14 protein-coding genes are annotated in these 17,403 nt (G+C 72.6%); 4 read left to right on the top strand and 10 right to left on the bottom strand.

Annotated features, from left to right (window positions below; translation table 11 throughout):
• Window positions 1–56: 56 nt before the first annotated feature.
• Together ABZU74_RS04290 and ABZU74_RS04285 are read right to left on the bottom strand one after the other, a co-directional pair.
• Window positions 57–1,229, bottom strand: a complete 1,173-nt coding sequence (locus ABZU74_RS04290) for a PQQ-dependent sugar dehydrogenase (RefSeq protein WP_355418392.1) — start codon at window positions 1,227–1,229, stop codon at window positions 57–59.
• 92 nt (window positions 1,230–1,321) lie between these two features.
• Entirely contained in the window at window positions 1,322–3,139 is a 1,818-nt protein-coding gene (locus tag ABZU74_RS04285; protein WP_355418390.1) for a GAF domain-containing SpoIIE family protein phosphatase, read from the bottom strand.
• Between the two features lie 184 nt (window positions 3,140–3,323).
• Between ABZU74_RS04285 and ABZU74_RS04280 the strand changes: the two genes are divergently transcribed.
• A complete protein-coding gene (locus ABZU74_RS04280; protein ID WP_355418388.1) occupies window positions 3,324–4,250 on the top strand; it encodes a 2-hydroxyacid dehydrogenase in 927 nt (308 codons plus the stop codon).
• On the opposite strand, the gene ABZU74_RS04275 is transcribed toward ABZU74_RS04280, so the two are convergent.
• Window positions 4,244–4,636 (bottom strand): PH domain-containing protein, encoded by a 393-nt coding sequence (locus ABZU74_RS04275; protein ID WP_355418386.1) that lies wholly within the window; start codon window positions 4,634–4,636, stop codon window positions 4,244–4,246. The genes ABZU74_RS04280 and ABZU74_RS04275 overlap by 7 nt on opposite strands.
• 217 nt (window positions 4,637–4,853) lie before the next feature.
• Between ABZU74_RS04275 and ABZU74_RS04270 the strand changes: the two genes are divergently transcribed.
• Window positions 4,854–7,226 (top strand): GGDEF domain-containing phosphodiesterase, encoded by a 2,373-nt coding sequence (locus tag ABZU74_RS04270; protein WP_355418384.1) that lies wholly within the window; start codon window positions 4,854–4,856, stop codon window positions 7,224–7,226.
• Window positions 7,227–7,232: 6 nt separating this feature from the next.
• On the opposite strand, the gene ABZU74_RS04265 is transcribed toward ABZU74_RS04270, so the two are convergent.
• Window positions 7,233–8,252 carry a LacI family DNA-binding transcriptional regulator gene (locus ABZU74_RS04265; RefSeq protein WP_355418382.1) on the bottom strand — a complete coding sequence of 340 codons (1,020 nt, stop codon included), beginning with the start codon at window positions 8,250–8,252 and terminating at the stop codon, window positions 7,233–7,235.
• A gap of 112 nt (window positions 8,253–8,364) precedes the next feature.
• Here ABZU74_RS04265 and ABZU74_RS04260 point away from each other — a divergent pair, with 112 nt between their 5' ends.
• The gene (locus ABZU74_RS04260) at window positions 8,365–10,836 is read left to right on the top strand and encodes a glycoside hydrolase family 2 protein (protein ID WP_355418380.1); all 2,472 of its coding nucleotides are present in this window, start codon (window positions 8,365–8,367) and stop codon (window positions 10,834–10,836) included.
• 75 nt (window positions 10,837–10,911) lie between these two features.
• Here the strand turns inward: ABZU74_RS04260 and ABZU74_RS04255 are convergent, their stop codons facing one another.
• From ABZU74_RS04255 to ABZU74_RS04230, 6 genes are read right to left on the bottom strand one after another with little or no spacing between them, the layout of a single operon-like run.
• Window positions 10,912–11,655, bottom strand: a complete 744-nt coding sequence (locus tag ABZU74_RS04255; RefSeq protein ID WP_355418378.1) for a copper homeostasis protein CutC — start codon at window positions 11,653–11,655, stop codon at window positions 10,912–10,914.
• A 55-nt stretch (window positions 11,656–11,710) separates the two neighbouring features.
• On the bottom strand, window positions 11,711–12,670 hold the full coding sequence (locus ABZU74_RS04250) for an asparaginase (protein WP_355418376.1): 960 nt from the start codon (window positions 12,668–12,670) through the stop codon (window positions 11,711–11,713).
• Window positions 12,667–13,536: an amino acid ABC transporter permease gene (locus tag ABZU74_RS04245; RefSeq protein WP_355418374.1), complete on the bottom strand. Its 870-nt coding sequence runs from the start codon at window positions 13,534–13,536 to the stop codon at window positions 12,667–12,669. Before ABZU74_RS04245 ends, ABZU74_RS04250 begins: the two co-directional genes overlap by 4 nt.
• Window positions 13,533–14,177, bottom strand: a complete 645-nt coding sequence (locus tag ABZU74_RS04240) for an amino acid ABC transporter permease (protein ID WP_355418372.1) — start codon at window positions 14,175–14,177, stop codon at window positions 13,533–13,535. The genes ABZU74_RS04245 and ABZU74_RS04240 overlap by 4 nt, the downstream gene beginning before the upstream one ends.
• A 16-nt stretch (window positions 14,178–14,193) precedes the next feature.
• Window positions 14,194–15,162 (bottom strand): glutamate ABC transporter substrate-binding protein, encoded by a 969-nt coding sequence (locus tag ABZU74_RS04235; RefSeq protein WP_355418370.1) that lies wholly within the window; start codon window positions 15,160–15,162, stop codon window positions 14,194–14,196.
• A 19-nt stretch (window positions 15,163–15,181) separates the two neighbouring features.
• Window positions 15,182–15,910 (bottom strand): amino acid ABC transporter ATP-binding protein, encoded by a 729-nt coding sequence (locus tag ABZU74_RS04230; RefSeq protein ID WP_124815798.1) that lies wholly within the window; start codon window positions 15,908–15,910, stop codon window positions 15,182–15,184.
• Between the two features lie 163 nt (window positions 15,911–16,073).
• On the opposite strand from ABZU74_RS04230, the gene ABZU74_RS04225 reads away from it, so the two are divergent.
• A complete protein-coding gene (locus tag ABZU74_RS04225; protein ID WP_355418368.1) occupies window positions 16,074–17,252 on the top strand; it encodes an ROK family transcriptional regulator in 1,179 nt (392 codons plus the stop codon).
• The last annotated feature ends 151 nt before the right edge of the window (window positions 17,253–17,403 follow it).

Below are 17,403 nucleotides of genomic sequence, written 5' to 3'. Positions count from 1 at the left end.
AAAGTCTGACCTGCCCGTCGAAAGATCTTGGTAAACCTGGGCGGATGGTGACGGAATCAGCTGCGTCCGCCGTCACCGCCCGCGAACACCACCCGCAGGAGCCGGTCGTCGTCGCCCGCCGGGTTGCCCCGCCCGTCATGGTTGGAGGTGCTCACCCAGAGCGACCCGTCCGGTGCCGCGGCCACCGCGCGCAGCCGACCGTAGCGGTTGGTGAGCAGCTCACTGGGCTGACCGAGCAGCGTGCCGGTGTCGGTCAGCTCCATCACCCAGAGGCGCTTGCCACGCAGGCAGCCGGTGACCAGCAGCCGGTCCGTGGCGGCCAGACCGGAGCAGGACGCGTCCGATGTCGCCCACTGCGCGATCGGGTCGGTGAACCGATTGTCGCCGGCCTGACCCTCGACCTCCGGCCAGCCGTAGTTGCCGCCCTTGGTGATCTGGTTGATCTCGTCCCAGGTGTTCTGGCCGAACTCGACGGCGTACATCCGCTTCGCGGCGTCCCAGGCGAAACCCTGGACGTTGCGGTGCCCCATGGACCAGACCGGGGAGTTGGGGTACGGATTGCCGGCGGCGGGCTTGCCGTCCGGGGTGATCCGCAGGATCTTGCCGCCGAGGCTCTTCACGTCCTGGGAGAGGGGGCGCTGACCGGCGTCGCCCGTGCTGACGTAGAGCTGCTTGTCCGGGCCGAAGCCCAGCCCGCCGCCGTTGTGCACATTGGCCTTGGGGATGCCGGTGAGGATCGGGGTGGGCTGCCCGCCGAGTTGCAGCCGGGCGACCCGATTGTCCTGCTCGGCGGTGTAGTAGACGAACACCGTCCGGTCTCGGGCGTAGTCGGGGGAGACGGCGATGCCGAGCAGGCCGCCCTCGCCCGCCGCGGCCACGTCGGGGATGGTCTGCACCGGGCGGACCCGCAGCCCGTCCGGCCCGGACTCGGGCCCGACCTGCAGGATCCGGCCGTTGTCCCGTTCGGTGACCAGCGCGCCGCCGTCCGGCAGGAAGGCGATGGCCCAGGGCACCCGCAGGCCCTTGGCGAGCACTGTCGCCACCGCCTGCTGGCCGGCGCCGCCGGGGCTCGCCGACGCGGACGGGGTCGGCAGGTTGGGCGGTTCGCCAGCCGGGTCGGGATCCGGCTCACCGAAGCTGCAACCGGCGGTGAACAGCAGCGCCGCGCAGGACGCCGCGAGGACCACCCGGAGGCGGCGGATGCGAGGGTACGGGGGACGGGCGTTCACCCGGCCCAGGGTAGCCCGCCGCGCGGCCCGGCCGGGCCCGTCGAGATCCGACGGGTGGCGATGCACCCGCTCGATGGTCCGCGGTGGACCGCTCACCGGGCCCGTACGGCCAGCAGCGCGGTGTCGTCCTCGCGGTGCCGGATCGAGGCGAGCAGCAGGTCGCACAGGTCGTCGAGGGGCAGCGTGTCGGTGCCGGTCAGCCGGCCCACCAGCTCGGCCAACCCCTCGTCGATGGAGCGGTCCCGCCGTTCGATCAGCCCGTCGGTGTAGAGCAGCAGGGTGTCGCCGGTGGCCAGGCTCGTCGACCGACTGCTCCGGGGCGACGGGCGGGCCAGGCCGAGCAGCGGCTCCGGCGTCGCCTCCAGGACCTCGACCGCCCCGCCGACGCGGACCACCAGGGCCGGCGGGTGCCCGGCGTTGGACCAGGTCACCTCGTGCACACCGGCGCGCTGCGGGCAGATCCGGACCAGCGTCGCGGTGGCGGCGATCGGCAGCCGCAGACCACGGATGGCGCCATCCAGGTTGCTCATCAGTGACCCGACCGCGTCCGGGCGGCCGAAGGCGTTGCCGCGTACCAGGTTGCGCAGCTGGCCCATTGTCGCCGCCGCCTCGATGTCGTGCCCGGCCACGTCCCCGATCGCGGCGATCAGGTCGCCGTCGGGTTGCACGAAGGCGTCGTACCAGTCACCGCCCACCTCCACCCGGTCGGCCGCCGGCTGGTAGCGGGCCGCCAACTCCAGCTCCGCCACCATCGGCAGCCGGGGCAGCATGCTGTGTTGCAGCACCTCGGCGACGTGCCGCTGCTCGCCGTACATCGAGCTGTTGCCGACGGCCTGACCGGCCCGGCGGCCGATGTCGACAGCGGTGAGCAAATCCCGGTCGTCGAACTGCTGACGTTGGCCGCCGTTGACGAGGGTGATCGCCCCCAGCACCGTGCCGCCGACGCCCCGCACCGGCACTGTCAGGTAGGAGGCGATGCCCAGCCGGCTGGCGATGGAGGCCATCTCCGGGTGGGTGGTGCCCCGCGTCACGTCGGCCAGGGACGCCACGCTGCCGAGCCGGGGCTGGCCGGTCCGGAGCACCGCCCGGATGATCGACTCGGGGCTCAGCCCGGTGCGCAGCAGCTCGCCGAAGCGGTCGACGTCCGCCGCGCGGGCCGGGTCCCGGTGCACCGAGACCACCTCGCGAGGCAGGCCGGTCGGCCCGATCAGGGTGAGCAGGCACCAGTCGGCGAGCAGCGGCACCATGGTGGCGGCGAGCCGGCGCAGCGCGGTGCCCACGTCCAGGGTGCCGGCCAGCGTCTCGCTCACCCCGGCGAGCAGCTCCAGCCGCTCGTGCGCCTGCACGACCCGCCGCCGGGCCTCCTGTGCGCCGTCGAGCGCGATCCGCAGTCGCAGCTCCGACGAGCAGGCGGCGGCCAGATCGGCCAGGGTCCGTAGCTGCGCGGCAGTCCAGGCGCGAGGTTTGCTGTCCATGGCGCAGAGCGAGCCGAGCACCCGGCCGGAGAGGTCGGTCAGCGGCATCCCGGCGTACGCGACCACGCCGAGGTCGTCGATGGCCAGGTTGTCCCGGACGCGGGGGTAGAGCCGGGCGTCCGGCAGCACCATCGGCACCTGGATGTCCACCACGTGCTGACAGAACGAGTGGCTCAGCGGGGTCTGCCGGCGCTGCGACCAGGGCTCCGGCAACCCGACCGCGCCCGGGAAGAACTGCCGGTCGGCGGAGACCAACGAGACCAGCGCGACCGGCACGTCCAGCAGGTCACTGACCAGCCGGGCGAATCTGTCGAACGCCTCGTCCGGGGCGGCGTCCAGCCCGGTGTCGGCGAGCGCGCGCAACCGCGCTGGGTCGCCGAGCGCCATCGGTGGCGCGATCGAACGCCGGGGGGAGGCGGGGGAGCCGTCGGTCATCGTGCACCTGTCTGCCGGGCGGAGGTGGACGGCCCTCCGACCCTTCCTTATACCTCGCCAGGGCCCGGGTCGAACCTCGGTGTGCTGAGTCTCGCCCGCCGCGACGTTGTCAGCCACCGCTCGGGACGCCGGTTCACCGCAGTGCCCACACCGGCTGCGGCGGCGGGGACTATCGTCGGCGGACGTGAAGGTATGGATTCCGCACCCGGCCGGCGTGAACCTCCTGGGCGAGCTGCCCTCGGACGTGACGGTGGAGGTCTTCGAGCACACCGACCGGATGCCGTCCGAGCCGGCCGACGTCCGCTTCTGGGTGCCGCCGTTCCTGGGCGGCTCGGACGCGACGGCGGTGCTGCGGGAGCTGCCCGACCTGGCGGTGGTGCAGTTGCTCTCCGCCGGGGCGGACGCCTGGGCCGGCCGGACACCGCCGACTGTGATGCTCTGCGACGCCCGGGGAGTGCACGACCCGTCCACCGCCGAGTGGGTCGTCACAGCGATCCTCACCCAGCTGCGGGCGTTTCCGGCGTTCGTCCGCGCGCAGGCCGAGCGGCGCTGGGCGTACGCGGGGAACGCCCCGACCGACGAGCTGACCTGCAAGCGGGTGCTCATCGTCGGCGCCGGCTCGATCGGCACCGCGGTACGCGACCGGCTCGCCCCGTTCGACGTGAGCTTCACCCTGGTCGCCAGGACGGCCCGTCCGGAGCAGGGGGTGCACGCGGTCGAGGAGCTGCCCCGCCTGCTGCCCGACGCGGACGTGGTGGCGGTGCTGGTACCGCTCACCGACCAGACCCGTGGCCTGATCGACAAGGCGTTCCTGGCCGCGATGCCGGACGGGGCGCTGCTGGTCAACGCGGCCCGGGGCCCGGTGGCGCACACCGAGGCGCTCGTCGCCGAGCTGGGCACCGGCCGGATCATGGCGGCGTTGGACGTCACCGACCCGGAGCCGCTGCCCGCCGACTCGCCGCTCTGGGTCATGCCGAACGTGCTGCTCACCCCGCACGTGGCGGGGTCGGTGCGCGGGTTGTTGCCCCGGGCCTACCGTCTGGTGGGCGATCAGGTTCGCCGGTTCGCCGCCGGGCAACCGCTGATCAACACGGTGGTCGACGGCTACTGACCGGGCGCGTCCGCCGGAGCGTCGGGCAGCGGGTGACCGGTTGCCGCGATCAGCCGGGGCAGATCCGCCCCACGGACGGCCGGCAGGATGACCTGGCGGCCGTCGTCGAGCCGGGCGACCGCGCGCCCGCGCTGGTCGGTGGTCAGCTCGAGGACCTGGTCCCAGTCGATCCGACGCTGCCCGGCCAGTGCCCGGATGCGCAGCTCCCGCGCGTCGGCGTCGGTGCCGGCCCGCCAGGCCCACACCGCGACGGCGAGCGGGACGAGCAGCACCGGCAGCAGGTAGGCCGAGGCGTTGGCCAGCGGCAGGGCGCCGACGAAGGCGATGATCGCGGCCACCAGGATGGCTTGGTTGTACCGGAAGCGGACCGTGTCGGGCTTACTCACCCTCCGATGATCCCACTCCGTGTCGTTTCGGCTCGCGGCGGGCGGTGCCAGCAGCGTGCGGTACGCCGTACAGTGACACGGGTCGTTGTCTCCCCTGAGTGACCGGCAAGTAACCAATTCGGCCGTCCATCGTTGCCAATCGTGGGTAGCGGACTCGCAACGTCCGATGTCCCGCACCGCCGCACCGCCCCCGTGCCCCCTCACGAAGGCGACCGCCGTGCTCCTCGCGTACCCGTTCCGCGTCCTCGTCCCCCGCCGTGCGGCACCCGAGGCCGCCACGTCCATGGCGGTGGCGCTGCTCCTCCTTGCCGGTGCCGCCGACCTGGTCCCGACGTCGGTGGTGATCGCGCTGGCCGCCGGTGCCGGCGCCACGCTCGCCGGGCTGCGCCTCTCCCGGCTCGCCACCAGGCGTGGCACCGACCCGACACCGCGTGTGGTGGGCGTGCTGCTCGACGCGGCGGTGGTCGCGGCGGGCCTCACCGCCGTCGTGCTGCCCCTGGCCGACATCGGGCACACCCCCGCCGTGCTGATCGGGTCGCTGGTCGTGGCGGTCCTCTCGACGACCAGTCTGTGTCGGCTCCCCGGCCGCTCCCAGCCGGCGGCCTCGGCCCGGCTGCGTTGGCTGGTCGAGTCGGCCGGCCCGGCCGTCGGCCTAGCCCTCGCCGGCTGGCTGGTGCTGCCCAGGAACGGCCAGCCGGTCCCGGTTCGGCTGGTCTGCGCGTTGGCGCTCGGCGGGTTGGGCATGGCCGCGCTGAACGCGTTCGCGGGGCCGCGGCGGCGCTCCGCTGCGGCGGTCTGCCGGGGCGGCGTCCTGCTCACAGTGGGTGGTCTGGTGCTGCTGGCCACGTTGCCGCCCGCGCCGGCCGGGCGGGTGGCCCTGCTGGCCGTACCCCCGTTGGTGTTCGGGATGTTGCTCGTCGCGGTCGGTGCGGCGGATGCGGCGGACGACGCGGAGCCGGCGGAGCCGGTCGCCGCGGCCTGGCCGAGGGCGGTGCTCCCGGCGGCGGTGCTGCTGCTGGCGTCGGGTCTGCATCTGGGCGCCGGCCGCGCACCGGACCGGACGAGCGTGCTGTTGGCCCTGGCGGCGGTGCCGCCCCTGGTGCTGCGTGAGCTGCTGCGGGCGAATGACGCGGCCACGTCCGGTCGACGGGCCGCTCATCGGCGACCGGCCGGTCGGGCGCTGCAGCACCGCCGGGCGGCCTCGGGACGATGGCCGGGCGCGCCGGAGCCGCCGCCCGAGCGGGAGCCCGGCGTCCCGGAGGGCGCGGCCACCGCGATGGGTGCCGGGCCGACCTGGTCGCCTGATCACGGTTCCGCGTGGTCGGGCCTCAACCGGCGACCGGCGGCGGCGAGCGGCGGCACCGGCGACCGGGCTGCCCTGCTGGACGCCCTGGCCGCGATCGGCGACGTCCCGGCGCCGGCCGGCGCGTTGCTGTTGGTGGACCTGCACGGCACCGACGGGGTCGGCCCGACAGCCCGGGAGGACGTGCTGGCCGAGGCGGTGCATCGGGCCCGGGCGGTCATCGCCCCCGACGATCTGGTCGCCGGCTGCACGGGTAGCGGCTTCGCTGTGGTCACCGCCGCCGGCCCGGTGCTGGCGTACGCGCTGGGCACCCGACTGTTGAGCGCGCTCAGCCCGCCCTACCGACTGGCCGGCGCGATGCTGCGGGTGCAGACGAGCATCGGGTTGGCCGAGGTGGGCGGCGCCGGGCCGGCGGATGTGCTCCGGCAGGCCGAGCTGGCCCGACGGCGGGCCGTGCAGCTGGGCCGGGACCGGGTGGAGTGGTACGACGCGTTCCTGGAGGAACAGCTGGTGCGTCGGCTCGACCTGGAGCGCGAGCTGCCCGGTGCGGTGGCGCGCGGCGAGCTGGACCTCGTCTACCAGCCGGTGGTCGACCTGGCCGACGGGCAGCCGGTGGGCGCGGAGGCGCTGTTGCGCTGGCGCAGCCCGGTGCTCGGGACGGTGCTCCCGGCCGAGTTGTTGCCGGTCGCCGAGGATCTGGACCTGGTCGGTGAGTTGGAGTGGTGGGTGCTGGACCGGGCGTGCCGGCAGTTGTCCGACTGGTCGGTGGGCGTCCGGGAGCTGTGGATGGCGGTCAACGTGACGACCCGGGAGCTCACCACTCCGGACTTCGTCCAGCGGCTCGCGGCAGTGCTGGCCGCGTACGGGGTGCCGCCGGAGCGGCTGGTGGTGGAGGTGAGCGAGCCGAGGGTCGCCGGTGACCTGCCGACCGTGGTGGCTCGGCTGGCCGGGCTCCGGTCGCTGGGCGTCCGCACCGCGTTGGACGACTTCCGGGCCGAGCACGCCTCACTGGCCCAGCTTCGCCGACTGCCGATCGATCTGCTGAAGGTGGGCCCGGAGTTGGTGGGCGCCCGACCGGACGGGCAGCCACCGCTGATCGACGTGGTGGTGAACGTGGGCGAGCGGCTGGGCGTCGAGATCGTCGCCGAGGAGCTGGAGTCGTCGACCCAGGTCGAGGGGGCGCGCCGGGGCGGTTGCCGGTACGGGCAGGGGTTCGCGCTGGCCCGTCCAGCGACGGCCGAGCGGGTCGAGGCGTACTTCGAGGAGTTTCCCTCAGCGTCGCGCTGAACCGGTTCATCTGTCCCGGGGTGGTGCGGTGCTGCCGCGCGGGGTGAGGTGGGGCGTCTCGTCCTGCACCCGGCCGGCCGGCTGCCCGGCGACGACGGCGAGCAGTTGCCGGGCGGCGTGCGCCCCGTACGCCGGGATGTCCCGGCCCAGCGCGGTCAGCGGCGGGTGCACCAGGCGACACAACGGCGAGTCGTCCCAGGCCACGATGGACAGATCGCCCGGCACGGTCAGGCCCATCTCCTGGGCGACGGAGAGCCCGGCGATGGCCATCACGTCGTTGTCGTAGATGACAGCGGTGGGCCGTTGGGCCGAGCTGAGCAACCGGCGGGTGGCCCGGGCGCCCTCCTCGCCGGTGTAGTCGGACCACACGGTGACCGCGTCGGCCAGGCCGAGCCGCTGGCGGACCGCCGCGAAGGCGTCGGTGCGGATCTCGGTGTGCCGCAGGTCGGGCAGGCCGGCGACCCGGGCGATGCGCCGGTGCCCGAGCGCGACCAGGTACTCCACCGTCTCGGTCAGCGCGGCGGCGTCGTCGGACCAGAGACTCGCCAGCTCACCGGTGCCGCCGGGGCCGCCGATCACCACTGCCGGCAGTTGCAGCTGCTCCAGTGCGGGGATGCGCCGGTCGTCGGTGCGCAGGTCGCAGACGAGCACCCCGTCCACCCGTCGCTCGCCCCACCAGCGCCGGTAGACAGCGATCTCGGCGTCGTGGTCGGCCACCACCTGCAGGGTCAGCGCGTACGAGCGGGCGGAAAGCTCGGCCTCGACGCCACTGATCAGCGCCATGAAGAACGGCTCGACGCCGAGGGTCCGGGCGGGTCGGCAAAGGGCCAGGCCGATCGCCCCGGCGGCGGCGGCCGACAGCGCGCGGGCGGCGCTGCTCGGGCTGAAGCCGATCTCGGTGGCGATGGCCAGGATGCGCTGCCGGGTGGCCTCGGAGACGCCGGGCTGCCCGTTCAGCGCGTATGACACGGCGCCCTTGGACACCCCGGCGCGTTGGGCGACGTCGGCGATTGTCGGCCGCTTCACCGGCGTGCTCCTTAGCTCCCTGGCCGTTGACAGCCCGGATTCCGAACCGTACGGTGGCTCAGCTTATCCGGTTCAGTCAGCATCTTTCGATGCAGAAGGTGCGGGGAAAATCGTGAGCCGACAGGCACTCTACGACGGTTGGACAGTGCGAGCGGCCCCCGGAGCGCAGGTGCCCGAGGAGGTCGCCGACCGGTCCGTGCCGGCGACAGTGCCTGGCTGCGTGCACACCGATCTGCTCGACGCCGGGCTGATCGGAGATCCCTACCTCGATGACAACGAGCGGTCGCTGGCCTGGATCGGGCGCACCGACTGGGTCTACCAGACCACCTTCGTGCACCGGGCGGGCGACGACGAGCGCGTCGACCTGGTCTGCGCCGGCCTGGACACCGTCGCCACGCTCACCCTCAATGGTGTCGAGGTCGGCCGCACCGCGAACATGCACCGCGGCTACCGGTTCGACGTCCGACCGTTGCTGCGCGACGGGGACAACGACCTGGTCGTCACGTTCGACTCCGCGTACCGCTACGCCGAGGCGCAGCAGGAGCGGCTGGGCGACCGGCCGAACGCCTACCCGGAGCCGTTCCACTTCATCCGCAAGATGGCCTGCAACTTCGGCTGGGACTGGGGGCCGACACTGGTCACCGCCGGCATCTGGCAGGAGATCAGCCTGCACGCCTGGTCGACCGCCCGGCTGGCCACCGTCCGTCCACTCGTCACCATGGACGGTCGCGACGGTCGGGTCGAGGTGCACGTCGAGGTCGAGCGGGTCGCGGACGTCCCGCTCACCGTCCGCGCCGCCGTGGCCGGCGTCCGCGCCGAGGTGGTCGTCCCGGCCGGGCAGCGCACGGCCGTGCTGACCCTCACCGTCCGCGAGCCCGCGCTGTGGTGGCCCCGGGGGTACGGCGACCAGACCCGCCACCCGATCGCTGTGACACTGCACGCCCCGGACGGCGACACACTGGGCAACTGGTCGCACCGGATCGGCTTCCGCTCGGTCCGCCTGGACACCACACCCGACGAGCACGGCACCCCGTTCGCGTTGTCGGTGAACGACGTCCCGGTCTTCGTCCGCGGGGTCAACTGGATCCCGGACGACGCGTTCCCCACCCGGATCACCCGGGCCCGGCTGGCCGAGCGGTTCGACCAGGCGATCGCGGCCAACATCAACCTGCTGCGGGTCTGGGGCGGCGGCCGGTACGAGTCGGCCGACTTCTACGACCTCGCCGACGAGCGCGGTCTCCTCGTCCAGCAGGACTTCCTCTTCGCCTGCGCCGCGTACCCGGAGGAGGAGCCGTTCGGCAGCGAGGTGGCCGCCGAGGCCCGCGAGCAGGTGACCCGGCTGGCGCCGTACCCGTCGCTGGTGCTCTGGACCGGCAACAACGAGAACATCTGGGGCTGGCACGACTGGGACTGGCAGCAGGCGCTCGCCGGGCGCACCTGGGGACGTGGCTACTACCTCGACGTGCTGCCCGGGATCGTCGGCGAGTTGGACCCGACCCGCCCGTACTGGCCGGGCAGCCCCTGGTCGGGCAGCGAGGCGATCCACCCCAACGACCCGGCGCACGGCACCACCCACATCTGGGACGTGTGGAACACCGACGACTACACCAAATACCGGGAGTACGTGCCGCGCTTCGTGGCCGAGTTCGGCTACCAGGCCCCACCGGCGTACGCCACCCTGCGCCGGGCGCTGAGTGACGAACCGCTGGCGCACGACTCGCCGGGTATGGCGCACCACCAGAAGGCGGCCGGCGGTGACGCCAAACTCCAGCGTGGCCTCGACGCGCACCTGCCCGCCCCGGCGGACTTCGACGACTGGCACTACCTGACGCAGCTCAACCAGGCCCGGGCGATCCAGCTCGGGGTGGAACACTTCCGCTCCCACCGGGGCGTCTGCGCGGGCACCATCGTCTGGCAGCTCAACGACTGCTGGCCGGTGACCTCCTGGTCGGCGGTGGACGGCGACGGCCGCCGCAAACCCCTGTGGTACGCGCTGCGCCACGCGTACGCCGACCGACTGCTCACCGTGCAGCCCCGCGCCGGCGGCCTGGCCCTGGTCGCGGTCAACGAGACCGCCGAGGCGTGGACCGCACCTGCTGCGATCACCCGGTTCACGCTGACCGGGGAGCCGAGGGCGAAGACCTCGGTCGACCTCGACGTTCCGGCGTACTCCTCGGTGGTGCTGGCGCTGCCGGCGGAGCTGGCGTGGCCGGACGACGCCCGGCGCGAGTTGCTGGTCGCGGACGCCGGTGGCACCGCGGAACGCGCGCTGTGGTTCTTCGCCGAGGACCGGGAGGTGGACTGGCCGGCGGCGGCCTGGGACGCGACGGTCGAGCCGTTCGACGGCGGGCAGCGGGTCCGGGTCACGGCCCGCACGGTGCTGCGCGACCTGACGCTGTTCGCCGACCGCCTCGACGCCTTCGCCACTGTGGACGCTGCCCTGGTCACCCTGCTGCCCGGCGAGTCGACGACCTTCACCGTGCGCGCGGACGGGTTGCTGGACGCCGGGGCCCTCACCGCGCGCCCGGTGCTGCGTTGCGTCAACGACCTGGCGCCCCAAGATCGTGCTCGATCCATGAAGTAGTGGCCTCCCACGGTGGGGAGGCCACTACTTCCATGTTCGAGCACGATCATCACGCCCGGGGGCGCGACCCGGCGGTCAGGCGCGGGCGGCGGCGAGCACCTGGCCGACCAGCGCGCCCGAGGTGCCCGAGCGCTCGTACTCGGGCCGGTTCAGGCTGCCACCCATCAGCGGCGCCGGGTTGCGGTGCACGGCCGGGCTGTCCGAGCTGACCAGGGCCGCGAAGTGGTACTCGTCCGCGCCGGTCGCCTCGACGATCCGGGCGATGTTGCGCGGGGTGATGCCACCGCCCGGCATGATGACGATCCGGCCGGCGGCCCGGCGCACCAGGTCGGCGATGAGCGGAGCACCCTCCAGCACGCTGACCTCCTGACCCGAGGTGAGCACCCGGTGCACGCCCAGCTCGATCAGCTGCTCCAGCGCCGCGTGCGGGTCGCGGGTCATGTCGAACGCCCGGTGGAAGGTGATGCTGGCGTCGCCCGCGGCGGCGATCAGCCGGCGGGTGGTCGGCACGTCGACGTCACCCTCGGCGGTCAACGCGCCGATCACGATGCCGTGCGCGCCGGCCGCCACCGCGGCCCGCACGTCCCGCTCCATGGCCTCGATCTCGAACGGCGAGTAGATGAAGTCGCCGGCCCGGGGGCGGACGATCACGTGTACCCGGATCCGGCTGACCGCGCGCATTGTCGTCTCGATGGTGCCCAGGCTGGGGGTCAGCCCGCCGTCGAAGAGCGCGGAGCACAGCTCCACCCGGTCGGCGCCGGCCTCCTCGGCGGCGACCGCACCCTCGACGCTGTCGATGCAGATCTCGAATGTGTTCATGATTCTTCCTTTTCCGTGCGAGGCGATGCCGCTTCGGTCCGAGACGATGCTGTGGTCAGTCGATGACGGCCGTTACGGCGCCCACCGGTACGCCGCCGCCGAGCACCGGCACCTGGCGCAGCGCGTCGGCCCCACCCACCGGTACGCCCACGGCGTCGAGGGCGGCGAGGGCGATGGCGGTGGTGGCTCGGGGTGAACCGTCGATCGCCTTCACCGCGACCGCGTGACCATCCGGTGCGGCCACCGCGAGCACGCCCTCCGCCCCGCCCTTGGCGAGGACACCGGGCAGCGCCCGCATCAGGTCGGTGTTCGGGTGCCCGTTCCAGCCGCCGACGTACTCCGGGTGTTGGCGCATGGCCTGCGCGACAAGTGCCGCGTCGCTTCCGGCGGGCGCGGTGACGAACGCCTGGAAGGTGCGGGCCAGGCCGGTCAGCGACAGGCCGAACAGCGGTGCGCCGCAGCCGTCGACAGCGTGGTGCGCGACCGGCGTGCCGGCCAGCCGGGCGACGGTCGCGGCGGTTTCCCGCTGGAGCGGGTGGTGGGGGTCGAGGTAGTCGTGGACGCTCCAGGACTGGGCGACGCACGCGACGAGCATCGCGGCGTGCTTGCCGGAGCAGTTCATCCGGATCCGGTCGCGCTGTCCGCCGGCGCGGATCAGCCGGTCCCGGGTCGGTTCGTCCTCCGGCCAGTCCACCGGGCAGCCGAGCGCGTCCTCGGTCAGGCCAGCCCCGGCCAGCATCGCCCGAACCACCTCGACGTGCCTGTCGTCGCCGGTGTGACTGCCGGCGGCGAGGGCCAGCGCCGGGCCGGTCAGCTCGTCGCCGGCCGCGATCCGGCAGGCCAACGCCTGCACCGGCTTGAGGGTGGAGCGGGGGAGCACCGGCTCGTCGGGCACACCGGCGGCGAGGGCGACAGTCCCGTCCGGGGCGAGCACCACGACGCTGCCGTAGTGCCGGCTCTCGACGAAGTCGTTGCGCACGACCCGGGCCAGTTCGGCGTAGCGGAAGATGGTCACCGGGGGGTGTTCCCTTCGAGAAGCGGCGGGGGCAGCTCAGCGGTCCGCCGTCCGCGCCGGCCGCCGAAGCGGCCGTTGCGGGCCTGGAGTACGCGGGCGAACTTCGACAGCGAGGCGTTGACCACGAGGTAGATCAGCGCCACCACCAGGAACGTCTGGATCAGCAGGTGGGTGTACGAGGCGAGCACCTGCCCGCTGTAGAGCAGCTCGGTGTAGCTGACCACGAAGCCGAGCGAGGTGTCCTTGAGCAGCCCGACCAGCTGGCTGACCAGGGACGGGGCGAGTTGGAGCAGCGCCTGCGGCAGGACCACCAGCGCCATCACCTGCCCACGGCGCAGGCCGATCGCGAGGCCGGCTTCGGTCTGCCCACGGTCCAGCGCCAGGATGCCGGACCGGAAGATCTCCGCGAACGCCGCCGAGTTGGAGACCACGAGCGGCACCACGAGCTTCCAGAAGAGCGGGAAGTTCAGCCCGTACTGCGGCAGGGCGAACAGCGTCACGTAGATCAGCAGCAGGGTGGGGACGGTCCGGAAGACCTCCACGTACGCGCCGGCCAGCCAGCGCAGCGCTCGATGCGTCGACAGCCGACCGAGCGCCAGCAGCAGCCCGAGCGCGGCGCTGAGCACTGCGGTCGCGGCGGCGGCGCGCAGCGTCGCCCACAGGCCGTTGAGCAGGTACCGCCAGATCGGCCAGGTGGTGAACGGCTCCCACCGGGCGGCGGCCAACTCGCCGTGGCTGGCGAACTGGTAGACGGCCGCGACCAGGGCGCCGGCCAGGAGGATCGCGCCCAGCACTGTGGCGATCCGGATCCGCCGCTGGGCGCGGGGGCCGGGCTCATCGAAGAGGATCTGTTGCGTCTTGTTCATCGGACGATCGCCAGCCTTCGTTCGAGCAGGCCGGTGACCTGACCGATGATCAGCGCCAGCAGCATGTAGGCGAGGCCCGCGCCGGTGAAGACGGCGATCGGTTGGGCCTCGACCAGGTTCACGTTGTTGGCCGCCTGGGTCAGCTCGACAACGCCGACGGCGGCGGCCAGCGAGGTGTTCATCAGCAGCGCGATGCAGATGTTGCCGATCGGCTGGATCACCGCCCGGAGTCCCTGCGGCAGGATCACGTGCCGCAGGGACTGGCCGAAGGTGAGCCCGATGGCACGGGCCGCCTCGGCCTGGCCCACACCGACCGTGTTGATCCCGGCGCGGATCGCCTCGGCCAGGTACGCCCCCTCGTACACCGCGATGACGATGGCGGCGGAGGTGAACAGCGGGAACGTGATGCCGATGGTCGGCAGCGCGAACACGAAGAGCACCAGCAGCGCCAGCAGCGGCAGGTTCTGGAACACCTCGACGTACGTGGTGCCGATGGCGCGCAGCAGCGGCACGGGGGCGATCCGCAGGGTGGCCACGACGATGCCGAGCAGCATCGCGCCGACGGTGGTCACGACGGTCAGTTCGACAGTCGTGACCAGGCCGTGGCCAAGCTGACTCAGGTGGGCGGTGAGGGCTTCCATCGGTAGGAGAGACTGCTCAGGAGCCGTCGGCGGAACCGAGGGCGGGCGGGGTGGGCGCGCCACCCTCCACCACCGAGCCGAGGGTGCCCTCCCAGACCTTCGCCCAGGTGCCGTCGGCCTGGATCTTCTTCAGCCAGTTGTTGACGAACTCCTTGAACTGCGCGTCCTCCTTGTTGAGGCCGATGCCGTACGCCTCGGTGGTGAACGGCTCGCCGACCACCTTCATCCCCGGGTTCGCCTTGGCGCCCGAGGCGAGCAGTGTGAAGTCCTGCACGTACGCGTCGCCGCGCTTCTGCAGCAGCGCCTGCAACGCCTGCGGGTCGGTGCCGAAGGCGATCTGCTTCGAGCCGGGCGCGGCCGAGGGCAGCGCGGTGACGGCGGGGGTGTTCGCCCCGACGATCACGGTCTTGCCGGCGAGGTCCTTGACGCTCTTGATCGAGGTGTCGTCCTTGCGGACCCCGACGGCGAGGCCGGAGGTGAGGTACGGCCCGGCGAAGGCGACCTGGGTGGCCCGCTGCGGGGTGATCGTGTACGTCTGGAAGACCGCGTCCACCGACTTGGCCTGGAGCATGGCCTCCCGGGTCTGGGTGCCGATGGTCGTCGTCTTCACCTCGGGCTTGCCGATGATGTACTTCGCGAGCAGCTTCGCCATGTCGGCGTCGAAGCCCTCGATGGTGCCGCTGACCGGGTTCTGCTGGGCGAGCAGCGGCGCGTCCAGGGAGCCACCGATGTTCAGGTAGCCGCGCTTGCGGATCGCGTCCATGGTCGAGCCCGCCGGGATGTCCGCGTCGGTGGCGACCGGGGCGGCGTCGTACACCGACTGGGCGACCACGCCGTCGCCGCCCAGGCCGGGGTTGCCGGGCAGCGTGGGTGCGCTGCTGCCGCTGTCACCGCCGCAGCCGGTCGCGGCGAGGGCCACCGCCACGGCGGTGGCGGTGAGGGCGAGCGACCGCCGCCCGGTGAAGCTCATCTTGAGGATTGACATGACACCCTCCCGTTGGGGGCTAGTGCTGGAGGATCTTGGACAGGAAGTCGCGGGCCCGCTCGGTGCGCGGAGCTGCGAAGAAGTCGTCGGGGGCGCCGGATTCGACGATGCGGCCGTCGTCCATGAAGACGACCCGGTCGGCGGCGCGGCGGGCGAAGCCCATCTCGTGGGTGACCACGATCATGGTCATCCCCTCGGCAGCGAGGGAGACCATCACGTCGAGCACCTCGTTGACCATCTCCGGGTCGAGGGCCGAGGTCGGCTCGTCGAAGAGCAGCACCTTCGGTTGCATCGCCAGCGCGCGGGCGATCGCCGCTCGCTGCTGCTGCCCGCCGGAGAGTTGGGCCGGGTGGTGGTTCGCCTTGTCGGCGATACCGACGCGTTCCAGCAGGGTCATCGCCTGCTGCCGTGCCTCGGGCCGGGCGATCCTGCGGACCCGGGTGGGGCCGAGGGTGATGTTGTCCAGCACCGTCTTGTGGCCGAAGAGGTTGAAGGACTGGAAGACCATGCCGACGTCGGCGCGCAGTCGGGCCAGCGCGCGGCCCTCGGCGGGCAGTGGCTCACCGTCGATCTCGATGCTGCCCTGCCCGGCGGTCTCCAGCCGGTTGAGGCAGCGGCACAGTGTCGACTTGCCGGAGCCGGAGGGCCCCACCACGACGACCACCTCGCCGGCGGCCACCGTGAGGTCGATGTCCTTGAGCACGTGCAGCGGACCGAACCACTTGTTCAGGCCGCGTACCGACACCATCGGTCGGTCCGCACCCGTCGTCTCCGGTGCCACCAGACGACCCCACTTTCTTCGATCGTCGAATCAAGTCGGCTTCATATCGAACCAACAGCGCCATCTAAAGGTAGCCAGGAAACTAAGTCAACCGGTTGCTTGAACAAACTGCGGGTGCTAAGAAGCTGACGTGACGATTGACGACGCGCCACGCGAGGCCCTCCGGGGCGGCCCTCGGGAGCTGCTGCGTTGGGTGGCCACCGGAGCGGCCGTCAGTCGTGCCGACCTGTCCCGGCTCTCCGGGCTGTCTCCGTCGACGGTTTCCCAGCGGGTCGAGGCGTTGATCAGCCAGGGGTTGCTGGAGGAGACCGGCGCCGGGCGGTCCCGAGGTGGACGCCGGCCGCGCCAGCTCGCGGTGCCCACCGGCGGCGCGGTGGTCGGTGCCGTCGACCTCGGCGCCCATCACGCCCGCGTCGGCACCCTGGACCTGTCCGGGCGGGTGGTCCAGGCCCGCACCCTGCCGGTCCGCATCGAGGACGGCCCGGAGGCGGTGCTCGGCGCGCTGCTCGCCGAGGTGGCCACGCTTGTGGGCGACGATCCGGAGGCCTCGCCCGGCGGCTCGGCGACAGGTGCGCTGCGCGGCATCGGCATCGGGATCCCCGGTCCGGTGCAGCACGCCACCGGGCGGATCGTCAGCCCGTCGCGGATGCCCGGCTGGAACGGCTTCGACGTCGCCGCGTTCTGCGCCGGCCGGGTCGACGTGCCGGTCATTGTGGACAACGACGCCAACCTGATGGCGCTCGGCGCGCACCGCACCGCGCATCCCGAGCTGGACCACGCCGTCTACATCAAGGCCGGCACCGGCATCGGCTCCGGTGTGATCTCCAGTGGACGGTTGCACAGGGGTGCCCAGGGTTCGGCCGGGGACATCAGTCACTGCCGGGTGGTGGCCGATCCCGCGCCACCGTGCACCTGTGGAAACGCCGGTTGCCTGGAGGCGGTGGCCAGCGGCGCCGCGCTGGTCACCGCGCTTCGGGGTCAGGGCGTGCAGGTCTCCGACCTGACCGGTGTGATCCGTCTGATCGACGACGGTGACCGGCAGGCCACCGCCCTCGCCCGGCAGGCCGGCCGGGCCGTCGGCGAGATCCTGGCCGTGGTGGTCAACTTCTTCAACCCGCAGGTGGTGGCCATCGGCGGTCGGCTCGCCGACTGCGAGCCGCTGCTGGCCAGCATGCGGGCCACCCTCTACGAGCGGTGCCTCCCGCTGGCCACCCAGAGCCTGCTCATCGAGCGGGTCGCCACCGGCCAGGACGTCGGCATCACCGGTGCCGCCCACCTGGTGATCGACCACGTCGTAGCCGCCTCCTGACCTCGCTCAAACCAGCCGCAGCGGTCACCCAAGGTGACTCGCCTTGGCGCGGTGCGCGGGGAATGTAGCTGTTTGGCCCGCATTCAGGCCCCGATCGTCTTGACATTTTCCTTACAGGCAGTCACATAGCCTTCCGGTGTTCCTCACCGAC

It is taken from the genome of Micromonospora sp. NPDC005171 (genome assembly GCF_040608575.1).
GTDB lineage: Bacteria > Actinomycetota > Actinomycetes > Mycobacteriales > Micromonosporaceae > Micromonospora.
Note: the sequence above shows the minus strand (reverse complement) of the source record. Positions and strands in the feature narration are given on the sequence as shown.